Raw genomic sequence first — 17,336 nt, 5'->3', positions numbered from 1 at the left:
GTCCGGCTGGTGTCGGACACGCTGCCGCTCGCACCGTAGGTCAGGGTCTCGACATCCACGTCGTCGCCCTGCAGGGTGCCGCTCAGGTTGCTGCTGCTCAGGTCACCGCTCAGGCGCACTTCGCTGATCGCGCCATCGCTGACATCTTCCAGAGTCGGTGGGTTATTCAGACCTTCCAGATTGATTGTCACATCAGCAAAGGAACCCGTATTGACGCCATCAGTGACCTGATATGCGTCCGCAAACTGAACAGGGAACTCTTCCCCCTCATCCAGTTCCTGAAGTTTCTGCTGCCCTGCCGCGTTCAGAACAAACTGATAGCTGCCATCTGCATTAATGGTCAGGTCGCCATACTCATGACTCAGCTGGATGCTCTGCTGTCCGTCAGGGAGAACAACGGATACGGCGTCACCATCTTCATCAGAATCGTTAACCAGCACATTGCCTTCTACGACCTGCTGTTCAGGGCCGATATCTGCGAAGTCATCCTGCGCCACCGGACGATGATCATCGTCATAAATAGTGATAGTACCGGCATCAGCTTCAGAGTTAATAATGGCGTTATCCGCACTCAGCAGCTGGATACCAAAGCTTTCGGTATTTTCTACCAGCTTGTCCTGAACGATATAGACAGTCACCGGGAAGCTGGTGTCTCCAGCGGCAATGGTAACGGTGTAGGTATGGTCGGGACTAGGCCCATCCAGCCAGTCTTCCCCGTAGATGGCAGTACCACCATTGAGTCGGTAGGTAACCGTCACGTCCTGGTCAAACGCTTTATCGAGTACCAGGTTGAAGGTCACTTCCCGGACATTTTCGACATCCGAGCCTTCCAAAATCTTGACGCTGTTACCGCTTACCAGAACAGGATTATCTGGTGTCGGGATTGCCGGTACCGTGGGGTCTTCAGGATCCACCGGAACAATGGGTTGCCCTGGGTTGTTCGGATCCTCAGCAGAGACTTCAACAGTAACGACCGGCAGTGCCTCAATCAGCGGCTCCTCACCTTGCGGGGTCTGTGCTGTATAGTCCAGCCCAATGGTATCGAAGCCGGCTTCGGGTGTGGTTTCACCGGCGGTACGGTTAAGCAGGACGAAATCAGCCCCTTCATTACCGCCCGCAGGTGCACCACCAGCCGGAGCACCGGCCGCAGTGGGTTCGAGGATTTCAGTCGGATCCTGACCGGCCAGGATCGCCTGCTGCAGCGCAGTCACATCAGCGGTCGCTTCGCTGGTGTCAAACTGATCAGCCGGGGTATAGGTGTCAGCACTGGCCAGCCAGCTTTGGCCACCGGACAGCGCCACCGGGTTACCGCTTTCCATGGTGATCTCAGCGCGGCCGTCAGGCGAGGTACGGATCACTTCATCGGCATAGATTACGTCGCCTGCCACCAGCACACGCTCGCTGCCATCCGCTGCAACCGCGACCACCTGACCGGAGGTTACGGATACTACGCCGACGCCACCTTCCAGTCCGGAGGTCGCCATACCAGCTTCAGCGGCCAGCCAGCTCTGGCCCGAGGCCAGCGCCATCGGTTCGCCATTCATCATGGTGATTTCGATGCTTGCATCAGGCCCTGTGCGGATGACCTCATCCGCCATCACCTGATCCCCAAGCGCCAGCACACGTTCAGTGCCGTCCGGCGCTACTGCAACTACTTGTCCTTCTACGAATGAAACAGAACCGATTGCCGTGCTCATCGCTGCTACCCTGCTTTGGTTTTTGTTACTGTTAACTAAAGACACTGACCACTGTTTCAACAACTGTACTCTGGTACACCCCCGCCTCCAGCCCTTGATCCTGGTCAATTTTCAACGGGTTCAACACTGCACAGGCACACTAGCGAGCACTATTCAGTTTCAGAACTGAAACACTGCCGTTTGTCATAACCAGCCCGCTGTCTCCCTTTCACGCGAAGCATCCCCCCTTGCTGCAGCCCCCAGCCCCTCGTTTACGGCAGTCTCAAGAACCCTGATCAAGAGTCGCCACTATATCCTTGATGCAACAAGAAATTTTTTTCACATTTATGCTTGACGATCTGCGATCTCATCACTAATATACGCCCCCACAGTTCAGGTGTTCCTCGATAGCTCAGTTGGTAGAGCAGTAGACTGTTAATCTATTGGTCGCTGGTTCGAGTCCAGCTCGAGGAGCCAACTGCCTGATCTGTGAACAATTCGGTGTTCCTCGATAGCTCAGTTGGTAGAGCAGTAGACTGTTAATCTATTGGTCGCTGGTTCGAGTCCAGCTCGAGGAGCCAACCGAAGTCGGAGTGTAGCGCAGCCTGGTAGCGCATCTGGTTTGGGACCAGAGGGTCGGGGGTTCGAATCCCTCCACTCCGACCATTTTTCCTCCCTGAATTGCCTAATCCTAGATTTTTTCTTAAAAACGCCCTTTATTCCGTGGCGAGTTTCCTATTTATCTCCTTTTTTGACTCTAACTAAGCCTCCCCTGATGCCTTCGGCTGGAAGGTGCATACTGAACAGGCCTTGATGCCAATGTTCAGCGTATTTCCCGTTATCGCCGGTGGTTACGGCTACGGCCGCCAGTGCGCCGGCATGCTGCTGGTCACCACAGCGTTGGCCTTTATCAGCCTGACTCTGATTCTGGCACTCATGGGCTAAGACAGTCCCGATTTCTCCGGACAGGTGGTAGTATCCGCGCCTGATTCATTTTCAGGAGGCGACGCCCGTCGCATATGTGCCCATGCAGGTTCTGGTAATTGGTTACGTTTGGCCCGAGCCGGCCTCAAGTGCAGCAGGCTATCGCATGCTTGCCCTGCTCGATGCCTTTCGTCACCAGGGCTGGCAGGTGACATTTGCCAGTCCCGCCGAGAAAAGCATCCACCGGGCCGATCTGCCTGCACGCGGCATCAACGAGGTCAACATCGCGCTCAACTGCTCCAGCTTCGATGACTTTATCCGCGAGCTTCAGCCTGACCTGGTGATGTTTGATCGCTTCATGATGGAAGAGCAGTTCGGCTGGCGGGTGGAGAAACACTGCCCTCAGGCGGTCCGACTGCTCGATACCGAGGATCTTTCCTGCCTGCGCCACGCCCGCCATCAGGCCACAAAGCAGAGCGGCAATGTCAGCCTTGATGTATCGACAGAACTGCTGTTCACGGAGCACGCCAAGCGCGAAATCGCGGCCATTCTGCGCAGCGACCTGACACTGATGATCTCCCAGGCGGAGATCGACCTGCTCACAACAAGGTTCAAAGTGGATTCAGCCCTGCTGCTGGACAGCCCCTTCATGCAGCCGCCTGTACCGGAAGAGCAGCAGCGACAGCTCCCCGATTTTGATCAGCGCCAGCATTTCATCGTGATCGGAAACTTTCGCCATGCTCCCAATTGGGATGCTGTGCTCTGGCTGAAACAAACCATCTGGCCGCTGATACGCAGCCGCTTGCCGGAAGCCGAACTGCATATTTTCGGTGCCTACCCGCCCCCCAAGGCCACACAACTGCACAACGCTCAGCAGGGCTTCCTGATCAAGGGCTGGGCGGACGATGTAAACCGGGTGATGCAACAGGCACGCGTCAACCTTGCTCCCCTGCGGTTCGGTGCCGGCCTCAAGGGCAAACTGGTCGATGCACTCGCCTGCGGTACCCCCTCAGTCACCACCTCCGTCGGTGCAGAAGGCATGAGCGGTGAGCTCGACTGGCCACAGCCGGTCACGGACCATCCGGAACAGTTTGCCAACCTTGCCGTCGAGCTTTATACCGAAGCGCATCAATGGCGCGACTGCCAGCAACAAGGCTTTGACCTGCACAATCAGCGCTTTGATTTTGGCCGACATGCCGATACATTGATCAAGCGCCTGCAACAGCTCAGGGACGATCTGGACAGCCACCGTCTGGCCAATTTTACCGGCGCCATGCTGCGGCACCACAGCATGAAAAGCACTCAATACATGGCACAGTGGATCGAAGCCAAAAACCGCAAGTGAGCCCCGTTTATGATCGACATTCAGGACGTCACGGTTTACCAGCAGCAGACCCCCGTACTGCAAAACTTCTCGCTACAGATAAAGGAAGGCGAAAAGGTCGCACTGCTTGGCCCAAATGGAGCTGGCAAGAGCACCCTGCTCAAACTGATCAGCCGGGAGCTTTACCCTGTCGTCAGGGATGGCAGCCATGTGCGCCTCTATGGCAGCGAGACCGTCAACCTCTGGGAACTGCGCCGGCGTATCGGCTTTGTCTCCGGCGATCTTCAGGATGACTACACACCCTACGCCAGCGCGCTGGATGTCATCCTGTCAGGCTTTTTCGGCAGCATTGGTCGCCATGATCATCTTCAGCCCACCGAGGAACAGCGACAACAGGCCAGCCGCTTGCTGGAAGAGATGGGACTGGCCGACTACGGCCAGCACATGTATCAGCGTCTTTCCACCGGGCAGAAACGACGCCTGCTGCTCGCACGCGCCCTGATTCATCAGCCGCAAGCACTGATCCTGGACGAGCCGGCCAGCGGTCTCGACATGGGCGCGTCGGTCAAGATGCTGCAGCTGATGCGCGACTTCTGCCAGCAGGGCGGCTCCATGTTGATCGCAACCCACCATATCGACGAGATCATCCCCGAGATCGACCGCGTCATCCTGTTGCATCAGGGCCAGATACTGGCCGACGGCTCCAAACAGGAAGTACTGACCAGCGTTAATCTGTCACGCCTTTACGGCACCCCGCTGGAAATCAGCCAAAGGAATGACTGGTATCGTCTCTGGCACGACTAGCAGCACAAGTTATAACCAAACAGACCATTTATATATCTTGTTTTGCTAATATATATCCCCCTACAATAGGGCTGTCCATCTCATCGCCACAGGAGACACCCATGAAGACAGCCCACGATCTGGTCGCAGCCGCCAAGGAACAGATTCACGAAATCCCGGTCAGCGCCGCCGATGAAGCCATTCAAGCCGCCGACCTGCTGGTTGATGTTCGCGAAGGTGACGAATACCACAACGGCCATATCGCAGGCGCCATCAACATCCCGCGCGGTCTGCTGGAGTTCAAATTCAGCAATGACGAAGCACTGACATCACGCGACCTGAACATCGTGCTCTACTGCAAGAACAGTGGCCGCGCGGCCCTGAGCGCCCAAAGCTTGAACGCCATGGGTTACCTGCACGTGCAGTCAATCTCCGGAGGCATCGAAGCCTGGGAAGCCGCCGACAAGCCGGTTGTTACGCCAACCCTGCCGTCGTTTGACTGAACAGCTCCGACACCTCGTTACAGAGGTATTCGGCCGGCAGACACTGCTCCAGTGAGCCGGCCGCATACTCCAGAAAACCCCGTGCAGCGTGAGGCAGACGCCGATCCCGTCGAATGATGAAATGCCAGTGACTTTCGAGCGGAAACCCCTGCACCGGCAGGATCGCAATTCCCGGATGCGTCTCCGGCAGCACATGACGTGACACCACGGCCAGTCCCATACCGGACGCCACCCCCACCCTTATCGCCCCATTGCTGGCCATCTGCAGCCCGTGGGACCACTGTGCACCCTGCCCCTGCAGCCAGCTCTCGAACAGCATCCGGGTCGCCGATCCCGGCTCACGCAGCAGCAAGCGCTCCTGCAGAATCTCTGTCAGACTGACCTCCGGCTGTTGGGCCAACGGGTGCTGCGCCGGCGCGATCATCACCAGCGGATTACGCAAAAAGCGCGCTGCGTGCACCTGTTCCAGTGACGGCGGATGGCTGAATACGTAGATGTCATCCAGTTGGCGCTCAAAGCGTTCCAGCAACTCCTGACGGTTGCCTATCTCGACGGTCATATCCACATCAGGAAACGCGCGGGAATAGGGCCCCAGCAGCCTGGGCAACACGTACTGAGCAGTATTAACCAGCGCAATACTGAAACGCCCTCGTTGTCCGCCATGAAGTTCCGTCAGGTAGTCCTGAAAATCGGCAAAACGACCGGTCACATCCAGCGCCGTGCGATACAGCTCACGACCCGTATCGGTCAGATCGGTAGCACCTGAGTGCGCCTCAAACAAAGGCTCCCCCACCGTTTCCGCCAGTCGCTTGAGCTGCTGGGATACTGTGGGCTGGGTCAGGTGCAGCTGCCGAGCGGCCGCCGTGACAGAGCCTGTCCGCACGACGGTGACATAGACCTCCAGCAAACGAAAAGTGAGATGGCGCAGGTTCATAACGGCTCAAAGCATAGATAATTATCTATATATCATTACCCAATAATTAATTAGAGACAATGTATTGATCAAGGCACAATCCCAGCCATCTGAAACCAACGGATCAACAAGGGGATTCCATGCCGGACATAGTTGTCATGTTTTTTCTGCTGGGCGTTATCGCCGGGCTGGTCAAATCGGACCTGAGCATACCCAAAGCGGCCTACGACACGCTGAGCCTGCTGCTGATGCTGACCATCGGCCTTAAAGGCGGCATGGGGCTGCATGGCAATCTGGATCTTGAACTGGTGCCCGAACTGCTGCTGGTGATGGCATTGGGCGCACTGATCCCCCTGATTATCTTTCCATTGCTGCGCAAGATACTGCGCCTGTCACTGGCTGACAGCGCCAGTATCAGCGCCCACTATGGATCCGTCAGTGCCGGCACCTTTGCCGTCGCCCTGGCCTATGCCGAAAGCCACAACCTGCTGACAGGCCCGGAGGTAACACTCTACCTGGTGTTGCTGGAACTGCCAGCGATCATGGTGGGTATCGCTCTGTTTCGCCACTTTGATACCAGCGTCGGCGTCAAACATTCCCGCCTCAGCCTGCTGCATGAGACCCTGACCAACCGGGGCGTGATTCTGCTCGCCGGCGGCGTCGTGATCGGCTACCTGTATGGCCCGCTCAATGGCGCACCGGTTACAGACCTGTTTACCGGTGCCTTCAAGGCCGTACTGGCGCTGTTCCTGCTGGAGATGGGCCTGACGGCGGCTGAAACACTGCGTCCCATTCCCTGGCAACAGTGGCGCCTGCTGACCTTTGCCTGCCTGGCCCCCACGGGACTGGCCGGCTTCGGTATTGCCGCAGGACTGATGCTGGAACTGCCGCTGGGCAGCACCCTGATCCTGGCCAGCCTGACGGCCAGCGCATCTTACATCGCCGCCCCGGCCGCGATTCGCGCCGCCATCCCTCAGGCGAATATCGGCCTGGCGATGCTGGCTTCACTGGGATTCACCTTCCCATTCAACGTGATCATCGGCATTCCGCTGTACCACCAGCTATTGCTGGCCCTGAACTGAAGCTGAGCCGATATACATCCTCGGGCGAGTGTGCAATCCTTGAATCAAGGGCCTGCCTCTCTCCCGAAGGTGACAATGGAACATATTTCCGAACTGGCAGTGCTGGTCGTGGACGACCAGCCAATCATCAACGAGTTTTACCGCAAGATCCTGGAGCAGTTGGGCTGTAAATGGATCTACTCGGCGCTGAGTGGCGAGGAAGCTGCCAAGCTGCTGGCCAGCCGCGGTGACATCAACCTTGTATTGACCGATATCGACATGCACCCCGGTAACGGACTGGAACTGCTGCAGGCGATACGTTGCGGAGATATTCCCAATACCTCCCGAGACCTCTGCGTGATGGTGGTGACTGACTACAACTACCGGCATAACGTCATGAAAGCGGTTGGTCTGGACTGCCAGGGTTTCCTGAGCAAGCCGCTCAACGCCGGCCTTCTGGCTGACAAGATCCATGCAGCCCTGCATCGCACAGTCAACCTCGCCCCGGCTGAAACCTACAGAGGCATAGAGACTGATATTCGACTGAACAGAGCCATCGCGTCGCCGGACAGCCTGCCACCACTGGAAAGCAGATCACCATCAGTCTCTTCCCCGGCAGAATCCTCTGCAACCATGATTCAGGACCGCGCCCCCCCCCTGGAGAACGAGGGCTCAACCCATCCCTCTGTTGCGCCCCCCGGTCCATCTGATGCAGAAGCCGCACTGGAGACGGCTCTCAACGAGCTGCTGCCCGCCGGCATCAAGGACGGCTTTCTGATCCATAAACAGGGAGCTATTCGTGAAATTCTCAACCTGCTGGATCACATTGGTAAAGCCCTCAATTTTGCCAGCGAAGCCGAACTGGTCGAGATGATTGACCAGCTGGAGCAGATGAGCACCGACCTGTTCCAGCAGGAATACCTGCACCAGCGCGAGCACAGTTACCAGCCCCTGTCCGCTCACCAGGCCGAGCACGGACTGATCCTGCAACGCACCCAGATGCTAAGCGGCAAGCTCGGGCGTCACCCTGAACGGGCCATCAAGGCACACCAGCAACTACGCGAAGCGTGGTACCGGCACATCAGCGGCAAGGACCGAATGTACGTCAATTTTTTGCAAAATCAGGGAAGCCGGGCATGATGCTTGACTGGGAACACTGGAAAACCACATTTCTACTCCTGACCAGTCTGGTGGCTGCCGGAGCAACGGGTTTCGCCCTGCTGAAGACCCGCCAGCACCTGCGGGAAACCCAGCGACAGCAACAGGTGCTCACCGCCGTTTCAAAGGTCAATAACAACTTCCTGCTGCATAAGGACCCCAAGCGCCGGTTTGGAGAGCTGCTGGAAGTCCTCAAGGAGCTGACCGGTTCCCCGATGGGCCTGATTGGCGAACGGATGGAAATGGATGGCCAACCCTTCATGCGCTGCTATGCCATCACCAACCTGGCCTGGGACAAGACTTCCCGAGCACTGTATGACGACAATATCGAACAGGGGATCGACTTTTTCAGCCTCGACAACCTGTTTGGCAATACGCTTAAATCCGGTGAGGTCATCATTTCAAACCAATATGATGCCCCCCCTGGCGGCAGGCGAGTACCCAAGGGACATCCGGAGATCCGATCGTTCATCGGCATTCCATTGAAATTTCAGGGTGAAGTTCTGGGCATGTTCGGACTGGCAAATGCCAAGTCCGGCTACTCGGACTCCCTGGCAGAGTGGCTGAAGCCCCTGACCGACACTCTCACCGGCCTCATGTACGCCTTTCGCATCGAGCGAGCGCAAAGGGAAGCCAGCCACAGGATGCTGCTGGCCCTGAACGAGGCGGAAGATGCCAACCAGGTCAAAAGCGACTTTCTCGCCACCATGAGTCATGAGATACGCACCCCTCTCAATGCAGTGGTCGGCATGCTCGATTCCCTGGGCAACACCCAGGCCCTGTCTCCGGAACAAAGGGATTACATTCGTACCGCCGACAGTGCAGCTGACACCCTGCTAAGCCTGATCAACGATGTGCTCGACTTTTCCAAGATAGAAGCCGGCAAACTCAACCTGGAGGCCATCCCGGTCAATCTCTGCCAGCAGGTGGATGCTGTCATGAGCCTGGCAGCAACCACGCCAGGCGCACATGAAATAGACCTGTATTTCAGTCCTACACCGAATACCCCCCTTGAAATCATCGGCGACCCGGTTCGATTGCGCCAGATTCTGCACAACCTGATCAACAATGCGGTCAAATTCACGCGCCAGGGGCACGTCAGTGTTTCGCTTCAGCCCTGCAACCCTGAAGATCAGCCAGGCGATGGCATTAGTATCAGTGTAGAGGACACCGGCATCGGCATTGCCCCCGAACATCAGTCCATTATTTTCAATGCTTTTCGCCAGGCGGATCACTCAACGACAAGGGAGTACCAGGGGACGGGGCTAGGCTTGGCCATAACGCGCCATCTCGTAGAGGCCATGGGTGGCACTATCAGCGTAACCAGCCGGTTAGGCGAAGGCTCCCGATTTACCGTCAGCCTGCCACTGCAACAGCACGGTAGCTCTACGCTTGCGAGCAGCTTGGCACAACTGCCGCTGTCGCAGTGCCGCGTACTCTGCGTGAGCAACTCGCACCACTTCTACCAGTTCCTTTACACTTTACTGTCACCCCATGTGGCCTGCATTGACTGCCATTACACACCGTTGGCCGAAGACGCAGAGGCTGGTGGATATGATCTTCTGCTGGTGGATGATCGACGTTATCCGCTCGATAACGACAGCCTGCGCCACTGGATCCAGCAGCAGTCAGGCCAGGGTGAGTTGATTGTTTTCAGCAACCGGAACCTGGCCGAACTGTTCATTCCGGTCAGTGCGCAAATTCCGCTGCCCCTATCCACTCTGGATCTTCTGCAGGCGCTTACGGCCCTTTATCGCCCTGAACTGCTGCCACCTGAGACACAAGGGCTTGCCTTGCCCGATGGGCCAGACGACAACCTGGCGTCTATCACTCAGGGCTTGAACATCCTCATCGCCGAAGACCACCCGGTCAACAGGAAGATGATGGAAGTATTAATGGAAAGGGCCGGTGCGGAGTACACCCTCTGCGGGGATGGTCTGGAAGTGCTGGACGCCTTGAACTCAGATGAAGACTACGACCTCATCCTGATGGACCTGCACATGCCCAACCTGGACGGCTTTGACACTACTGAAGCGATTCGTGCCCTGCCCTCCCCTCTGTCAGGGATTCCGATCATCGCCGTCACCGCGGATGCACTATCAGGCGATCGAGAGAAATGCCTTACGGCAGGCATGGATGATTACCTTGCCAAACCGGTAAGACTGACCGATCTGCAGCGGGTAATCAGCCGAACGCTGGCGGCTTCCTTTATGCCTGCAAACGAAATCGTCGAACATCCGGCACAGCCAGAAGCTGTCGATTTTGATGCTGAAGGCTTGATTTCCGAACTGGGCGGTACCGAAAATGCGGTGCTGTTGATCCACGAGTTTGCCGCCAGCCTGCACACAGAACTCAGCCGCATTGAGCAGGCACTGAGCAACAGTGACAATGAAAGCGCCAGCTCTGCTTCACACCGGGTCAAGGGCAGTGCCCGTACTCTACGCTGTGGGCTGCTGGCAAAGCAGCTGGAAACGGTAGAACATTTCAGCCGTGCCGGCCAGACCGATCAGGCACGCTCAGCCTACACGGCACTGCAGCAAGACCTGCCCGCGCTGGAGCTCAAGCTGCTGCGCTTTTGCGCCCAGCACCTGCATCACAGCTAAACAGGATCAGTCACACCTGATCCTGAACAGCACGCAGTAGAACAACGGCAGCACTACCAGCGTCAGTGCAGTCGCGAACAGCAAACCGAACATCACCGTCACCGCCATGCTCTTGAAGAAAGGATCCACCAGCAATGGCGCTACGCCAAGAATGGTGGTCAATGCCCCCAACACAACCGGGCGAGCACGACTGAGACAGGCGTTGACGACCGCATCATAGGCAGGCATCCCATCGTGGATATTGTGGTCAGCCTCATCCACCAGCACGATGGCGTTCTTCACCATCATCCCGATCAGACTGAGGAAACCCAGTATCGCCATGAATTCGAAGGGCGTCTGGAACAGAATCAGCCCGATCACCACGCCGATAACCGCCAGTGGCGCCGTCACCCAGATCACCAGCGGTTGCCTAAGGGCGTTGAACATGAACACCACAGCCAGAATCATGGCGGTAAAGCCATAGGGTGCCGAGGCCGCTATCCCGGCATTGGCCTCACGTGAGGAGTCATACTCACCGTACCACTTCAGCTTGTAGCCAGGCGGCAGCTCCATCGCCTCAATCTGCGGCCGGATCAGGTTGAAGGCTTCGTTAGTGTAAACGCCAGGCGCAGGGTCGGACTGCACCTTGATCGTCGGTTCACGATCGATGCGGCGAATCATCGCGTCTTGCCACACCATATCGACGTCTGCCATCAACTGGTTGACCTGAACCGTCCGTCCTGCGGCCGGGCTGTACACCTCAGTGTTCTCGATCGCCCGCAGCTCGGAACGCTCCTCGATCGGCGCCCTAACCACCAGCGGTATCAATTTATCGCCCTCGCGATAGACACCGATCTGACGGCCACTTAGCGTCTGTGCCAAAGCGGCATTCACATCAGACTCCGTCAGCCCCAGCCGCTGCAGCTGTTCCTGCAGCCAGCGTGGTCGCGCCACCGGCACCTGCTGCCGCCAGTCATCCTGGACGGCGATCAACGCCGACTGCTGCTCCATCCGCGCCTTGGCCACTTCCGCCAGCCGTCGCAACACTCTGGGATCCGGCCCAGTAAACGCAGCTTCAATCTTCTTGCCGCCGCCACGGCCGAGCATGAACTTCCACACCTTGATCGAGGTATCCGGGAACCGCCGTGACAACTCATCCTGCAGCTGCGCCACCAGCGGGACGATGCGTGCATAGTCGTCAACATCGATCAGCAGTTGCGCATAGCTTGGGTTCACCGGCTCAGGGGCATAGCTGAGCATGAAGCGCAGTGCACCACCGCCGACAAAACCGCTGGTATGCGTAACGCCCTCCCTGGCGGCAACCCATTGCTCTACCTGCGCCAGCCGTTCGGCGGTGCGCTGAATGTCAGTCCCCTGGGGCAGGAACAGGTCCACCACAAACTGCGGACGCTCGGAGTCAGGCATAAAGCCGGGTGGTATCAGCCGCGCCGCCGACACTGCCCCCGCCAGGGCAAGCAACAGCATGACGATGGTCAGGCCACGATGCGACAGCGCCCAGTGCAGCAAGACCGAATAACGTCGCGTCACCCAACCCGGACCATCAACCTTCTCCTTCGGACTCACTTTAAGGAACTGGTAACACAGCAGTGGCGTCACTGTGATTGCAAAGATCCAGCTTAACAACATGGAGTAAAGGATCACCCAGAACAGGGAGCCGGCATACTCGCCCATGTCACTCGGCGACAGTCCGATGGCACTGAAAGCCAGAATACCCACCAGGGTACCGCCTAGCAGCGGCCAAATGGTGCTTTTCACCACGGCTGAGATCGCGGCCAGGCGCTCCTCGCCCTGTTGCATACGCACCAGGACACCGTCACTGACCACGATGGCGTTATCGACCAGCATGCCGAGCGCGATGATCAACGCCCCCAAAGAGACGCGCTGCATGGCAATATCATCGATCAGCATGACGATCAGGGTGCCCGCAACGGTCAGCAACAGGCCAAAGCCGATAATCACGCCAACCCTGAGCCCCATGAACAACAGCAGTACCACAAAAACGATCACCACAGCCGCGCCAAGATTACCGATGAAGGCGGACACCGAAGTGCGTACCGAGTCGGACTGTAACGAAATCGGGTGCAGCTCCATACCGACGGGTTGCTGGCCCTCGAGCGCCAGCAGGCGCTGCTTGACCGCATCCCCCATCTCGACCACATTGCCCCCTTGCACGTTGGAGATGCCCAGACCGATGGCTGGCATGCCATCGTAGGTCATCAGCATGTGGACCGGGTCCTTGTACCCCCGCTTCACCTCGGCGATATCGGACAGGTGCAGCACGGTATTGCCGGCCCCAACTCCGATCTGCAGGTGTTTGAGGTCATCGAAAGCGCTCACCGAGCGGGTCGGCACAACGGGCACACGCATGCCGTCCGCTTCCATCTCTCCAGCCACGGTCACCAGATTCTGCTTTTGCAAGACCTGATAGACCTGCTGCGACTCCAGGCCAAAACTGGCCAGCCGCTCACGCGAGAGCTCAATGAAAATCTGTTCCTGCCGCTGCCCCAGCAGCGCGGTCTTGGCTACTCCGGGCACCAGGGCAAGATCACGCGCCAGCCCGTCGGCATACTCCTGCATCTCACGATAGCTGTAACCATCACCGGTAATGGCATAGAACTGAGCATAGACATCGGAAAAGTCGTCATTGACGACCACCGGCCCCACACCCGGCGGCAGACTCCGCTCCACATCGGAAACCTTGCGGCGAAGCTTGTCCCATACCTGCTGAAGTTCGGCCGTGCTGGAGGCAAACTCCAGCTTGATCTCGACCGTGACCTCTGAGTAGCCCTGACGCGAAACGGAGCGTACTTCGTCCAGCTCCTGCAGCGCCTGTACCGCCGCCTCGATCTGGTCCGTCACTTCATCGGCTACCTCCTGAGCACTGGCACCCGGGTAATAGGCAGAAATGACCGCCTGACGGATCACGAATTCAGGGTCTTCGAAGCGGGCCAGCTGGCCGTAGCTGATGTAGCCGCCCAGTAGCACCATCAGCACGATGACCCAGAGACTGGTCCGCTTGGCAATGGAATAGCGGGCAATATCCATCAGCACTACTCCCCGCTTTCACCCATGGGACGCACAGGCATACCTTCATGCACGCTACGCACACCAGCGGTGATGATACGGTCTCCCGCCCGTAATCCCTGGGTAATGACAACCTTATTCCCCAACAGCGTCCCTACAGCCACATCCTGGCGTTGCGCCCGGCTCTCGTCATTCACCTTCCAGACGTACTGCTGCCCCTGGTTGTCAGGCACCACCGCACTGAGCGGCACGGCCACCTGCTTACCGGCCGACTCTCCGGAGGTTACAAACACTTGAGCCGACATGCCCGGCAGAACAGGCGCATCACCCTTTTCACCCAGCCCGAAAATGGCCTGATAAGTCTGGGTAACGGGATCGGCCTCGGTAGCAAAAAACTTGAGTGTCAACGGGAAGCTTTGCTCCAGACCGACGATTCGGGCCACCACCTCGCGATCACGCCGATTCTGCAGCACCACCTTGTCCGGCACCTGAATCATCACCTCAAGCTCCTGCAGGTTCTGCAAAATAATCAGCGTCTGGTTAGCCCCAATCTGGGCGAAGTCATCTACCAGTTTGCGCCCCACGATACCGGCAAAGGGGGCCAGCAGCCGAGTTTCCTCCAGCGCCAGCTGTGCCTCCTTCAGTCGGTTGGCTGCCAGGCTGCGCTGGGTGGCCAGCTTCTCCAAATCGCTCTTGGAGATCGCCTGGCTGCGATCATAGATCGCCTTGCCTCGCTTGTAGTCGGCATCAGCACTGGCATATTCGGCTCGTGCGGAACCCAGCGCGGTCTGGAATTCACGGTCATCCAGCTGCGCCAACAGGTCGCCCTGCTGTACCCGGTCACCCTCATTGACCAACACCTTATCGACGCGGCCTCTGACCTTGAACGCCAGCTCAGCGCGCTGGGCCGCTCTTACAGTGCCGTTGAAAACCAGACCATCCGACTGCAGCGGTTGCACCTGCTCGATGCGGGCCGGCCTTTCGATATCCGCGACCGTAGACGGCTCCGATTCAGGCTGCTTATCGCACCCGGTCAGCAAGGCACTCGACAACGCCAGCAACATAAGACCACCAACGCCCCTCTGTTTACGCGACAGGAAATGCAGCATCCGAACCTTCCTTATCATGACGGCACTTAACGGTGTGATAGATAGCAGTATAGAAACAAGACGCGCGATCTGGCATCACGCCAGTTTGAGGCGCAAACGCACAGCCTACTTCAACGAAGACTGCAGGACCGTTACAGGACGAATGGTAAGAAGGTTGCGGGAGATACCTGGCGGTGTGCCGTCCGAGGATAAGAGGTTTACTGGGTAAGCGAAGAGAAAGCTCGACTGCCGCCTGAGGCATGCGCCTGGCGACAGTCGTGCCCCTGAAACAGGCTCAGACCTGATCAGTCTGCAGGAAACGCTGCAGCACTTTATACAGGCCGTGAGCATCCTGGCTGCCGGCCAGTTCACGGATCGAGTGCATGGCAAACTGGGGCACGCCGATATCCAGGGTTTTCACGCCCAGTTCAGCCGCCGTGATCGGACCGATGGTGCTACCGCAGGCCATATCGGTGCGCACAACGAAACTCTGTACCGGCACCTCGACCTGCTCGGCCAGATGGCGGAAAAGCGCACTGGTTTCGCTGTTACTGGCGTAACGCTGATTGGCGTTGATCTTGATCACCGGGCCGCCATTGAGCAGCGGGCCATGGTTGCCATCATGTTTGTCGCTGAAGTTGGGATGAACGCCATGGGCATTGTCCGCCGAGATCAGCATGGAGCGTGACAGCGAGCGGTTGCGCTGATCGGCGTCCGGCAGCACCCGCTCCAGCCACTGACTCAGCATCGGGCCCTGAGCGCCGCAGGCACTCATGCTGCCCACTTCCTCGTGGTCATTGCACACCAGCACCTGCCCAGCAGCGGCCTCGCCACCGTCGATCAAGGCCTGCAGGCCGATAAAGCAGCTGAGCAGGTTATCCAGTCGCGCCGAGGCCAGAAACTCCTGATTCAGGCCCACCAGCGCTGCGCCCTGGGAGTCATAGAAGCAGAGTTCGTAGTCCAGCACCGTCTCGACCTCTGCCACACCCTGAACTTCCAGGCGCTGCTTCAGCAGTGCGCGGAAGTCAGGCTTTTCATCCGCCTGCCCCATCACCACCGGCAGATAGGTCTGAGCATTGATGCTGCGGCTGGCGTTGGCTTCGCGGTCCAGGTGGATCGCCAGGCTCGGCAGTACCGCGACCGGCTGCTCAAAGTCGAGCAAGGCGCTTTTGATACGGCCCTCATCGTCGCGGTAACTGACCCGGCCGGCCAGCGACAGATCGCGGTCGAACCAGGGGTTAAGCAGTACACCGCCGTAGACTTCGACACCCAACTGGAAATAGCCCTGACGGTGCAGCTCCGGGTTGGGTTTGACCTTCAGGCAGGGCGAATCGGTGTGCGCACCGACCAGACGCCAGCCCAGATTAACCGCGGCATCCACGGCCGGCTGACGCCAGGCGATGATGGACGAACCATTGCGGGTGATGTAATAGCCCTTGCCCGGCTCCAGCACCCAATCATCCGACTCATCCAGCCTCTGGAAACCTGCCACATCCAGGCGCTGCGCCATTGAAACGACGGCATGAAAGGGTGTCGGCGATGCATCAAGGAAGGCTTGCAGGGAAGCATTAAAGTCCTGCAGCGGAAGACTGTCGTTCATCATTAGTTGCTCCCTTCGGTCTTGACCACTTCCAGCAATTCAACCTTGAAAATCAGCGTGGAGTTGGCGGGAATATCCGGTGCCGGGCTGGTCGCACCATATGCCTGCTCAGGCGGCAGGTACAGCATGGCCGTGCCGCCTTCCTGCATTCGAATCAGGCCATTGCGCCAACCTCGCACCACCTGCTTGAGCGGAAACTGAGTCGGCTTGCCGCGCGCGTAGGAGCTGTCAAAAACATGGCCATCAACCCGCTTGCCTTCATAATGCACGATCACGGTGTCCGCTGCCGTCGGGCTCGCACCCGAGCCTTTGACCAGATGCTCGATCTGCAAGCCGTTTGCCAGCACTTCCACCCCTTCCCGCTTGGCATTTTCGGCCAAAAAGGCGTCTCCGGCCTTGCGGGTATCATCGTTCAGGGCACGCTCCAGGCGCTCCTGGCGCTGACGCTCCTGTTCAGGGTCTTCACCACAGCCTCCCAGCAGCAGTGCGGCCGCCAGCGCCAGAGCGGTTGTTTTCCAGATCGGCATCAGTATTGACTCCGTATATTCAGAGGTAAGCCAATGATTTTACATTACCAGGCACGATGACTACACTCACAAAGCTCTAGCTGATGGAACTGATGACCGTTACCGCCGTCCTATATAGGAGCCGAGTGCAGGAACGGACCTCTGTGCCCTCG

13 protein-coding genes and 3 tRNA genes are annotated in these 17,336 nt (G+C 58.1%); 10 read left to right on the top strand and 6 right to left on the bottom strand.

Going from position 1 to position 17,336, the window contains the following annotated elements:
* A partial coding sequence (locus ABD013_RS10700; protein ID WP_343805665.1) for a retention module-containing protein occupies nucleotides 1-1,697 on the bottom strand: 1,697 nt, incomplete at its 3' end.
* A gap of 380 nt (nucleotides 1,698-2,077) precedes the next feature.
* On the opposite strand from ABD013_RS10700, the gene ABD013_RS10695 reads away from it, so the two are divergent.
* The 7 genes from ABD013_RS10695 to ABD013_RS10665 all read left to right on the top strand — a co-directional run bounded on the left by ABD013_RS10695 (nucleotide 2,078) and on the right by ABD013_RS10665 (nucleotide 5,210).
* A tRNA-Asn gene (locus ABD013_RS10695) sits at nucleotides 2,078-2,153 on the top strand.
* Nucleotides 2,154-2,181: 28 nt separating this feature from the next.
* Nucleotides 2,182-2,257, top strand: a tRNA-Asn gene (locus tag ABD013_RS10690).
* Nucleotides 2,258-2,265: 8 nt separating this feature from the next.
* Nucleotides 2,266-2,342, top strand: a tRNA-Pro gene (locus ABD013_RS10685).
* A gap of 147 nt (nucleotides 2,343-2,489) precedes the next feature.
* Nucleotides 2,490-2,621, top strand: coding sequence for a hypothetical protein (locus tag ABD013_RS10680; protein WP_343805663.1), 132 nt, complete (start codon nucleotides 2,490-2,492; stop codon nucleotides 2,619-2,621).
* 82 nt (nucleotides 2,622-2,703) lie between these two features.
* Complete coding sequence (locus ABD013_RS10675; RefSeq protein ID WP_343805661.1) at nucleotides 2,704-3,945, top strand: glycosyltransferase; 1,242 nt, start codon at nucleotides 2,704-2,706, stop codon at nucleotides 3,943-3,945.
* Nucleotides 3,946-3,954: 9 nt separating this feature from the next.
* The gene (locus ABD013_RS10670; RefSeq protein ID WP_343805659.1) at nucleotides 3,955-4,728 is read left to right on the top strand and encodes an ABC transporter ATP-binding protein; all 774 of its coding nucleotides are present in this window, start codon (nucleotides 3,955-3,957) and stop codon (nucleotides 4,726-4,728) included.
* Between the two features lie 101 nt (nucleotides 4,729-4,829).
* Nucleotides 4,830-5,210 (top strand): rhodanese-like domain-containing protein, encoded by a 381-nt coding sequence (locus ABD013_RS10665; RefSeq protein WP_343805657.1) that lies wholly within the window; start codon nucleotides 4,830-4,832, stop codon nucleotides 5,208-5,210.
* On the opposite strand, the gene ABD013_RS10660 is transcribed toward ABD013_RS10665, so the two are convergent.
* Nucleotides 5,182-6,144, bottom strand: coding sequence for a LysR family transcriptional regulator (locus tag ABD013_RS10660; RefSeq protein WP_343805655.1), 963 nt, complete (start codon nucleotides 6,142-6,144; stop codon nucleotides 5,182-5,184). The two genes, ABD013_RS10665 and ABD013_RS10660, sit on opposite strands and share 29 nt — an antisense overlap.
* Nucleotides 6,145-6,263: 119 nt before the next feature.
* Here ABD013_RS10660 and ABD013_RS10655 point away from each other — a divergent pair, with 119 nt between their 5' ends.
* The 3 genes from ABD013_RS10655 (at nucleotide 6,264) to ABD013_RS10645 (ending at nucleotide 10,945) form a co-directional block, all read left to right on the top strand.
* Complete coding sequence (locus ABD013_RS10655) at nucleotides 6,264-7,205, top strand: sodium-dependent bicarbonate transport family permease (protein ID WP_343805653.1); 942 nt, start codon at nucleotides 6,264-6,266, stop codon at nucleotides 7,203-7,205.
* 75 nt (nucleotides 7,206-7,280) lie between these two features.
* The gene (locus tag ABD013_RS10650) at nucleotides 7,281-8,324 is read left to right on the top strand and encodes a response regulator (protein ID WP_343805651.1); all 1,044 of its coding nucleotides are present in this window, start codon (nucleotides 7,281-7,283) and stop codon (nucleotides 8,322-8,324) included.
* Complete coding sequence (locus ABD013_RS10645; RefSeq protein WP_343805649.1) at nucleotides 8,321-10,945, top strand: ATP-binding protein; 2,625 nt, start codon at nucleotides 8,321-8,323, stop codon at nucleotides 10,943-10,945. Before ABD013_RS10650 ends, ABD013_RS10645 begins: the two co-directional genes overlap by 4 nt.
* A 6-nt stretch (nucleotides 10,946-10,951) precedes the next feature.
* Here ABD013_RS10645 and ABD013_RS10640 read toward each other — a convergent pair whose 3' ends face one another.
* The 4 genes from ABD013_RS10640 to ABD013_RS10625 all read right to left on the bottom strand — a co-directional run bounded on the left by ABD013_RS10640 (nucleotide 10,952) and on the right by ABD013_RS10625 (nucleotide 17,184).
* Nucleotides 10,952-13,990: an efflux RND transporter permease subunit gene (locus ABD013_RS10640; RefSeq protein ID WP_343805647.1), complete on the bottom strand. Its 3,039-nt coding sequence runs from the start codon at nucleotides 13,988-13,990 to the stop codon at nucleotides 10,952-10,954.
* Nucleotides 13,991-13,995: 5 nt separating this feature from the next.
* A complete protein-coding gene (locus tag ABD013_RS10635) occupies nucleotides 13,996-15,078 on the bottom strand; it encodes an efflux RND transporter periplasmic adaptor subunit (RefSeq protein WP_343805645.1) in 1,083 nt (360 codons plus the stop codon).
* A 274-nt stretch (nucleotides 15,079-15,352) separates the two neighbouring features.
* Entirely contained in the window at nucleotides 15,353-16,660 is a 1,308-nt protein-coding gene (locus ABD013_RS10630) for a M18 family aminopeptidase (RefSeq protein WP_425543401.1), read from the bottom strand.
* Nucleotides 16,660-17,184 (bottom strand): FKBP-type peptidyl-prolyl cis-trans isomerase, encoded by a 525-nt coding sequence (locus ABD013_RS10625; protein WP_343805644.1) that lies wholly within the window; start codon nucleotides 17,182-17,184, stop codon nucleotides 16,660-16,662. The genes ABD013_RS10630 and ABD013_RS10625 overlap by 1 nt, the downstream gene beginning before the upstream one ends.
* Between the last annotated feature and the right edge of the window lie 152 nt (nucleotides 17,185-17,336).

This window comes from Marinobacterium maritimum (assembly GCF_039523155.1).
GTDB lineage: Bacteria > Pseudomonadota > Gammaproteobacteria > Pseudomonadales > Balneatricaceae > Marinobacterium > Marinobacterium maritimum.
This window is presented reverse-complemented; position numbering and strand designations above follow the sequence as displayed.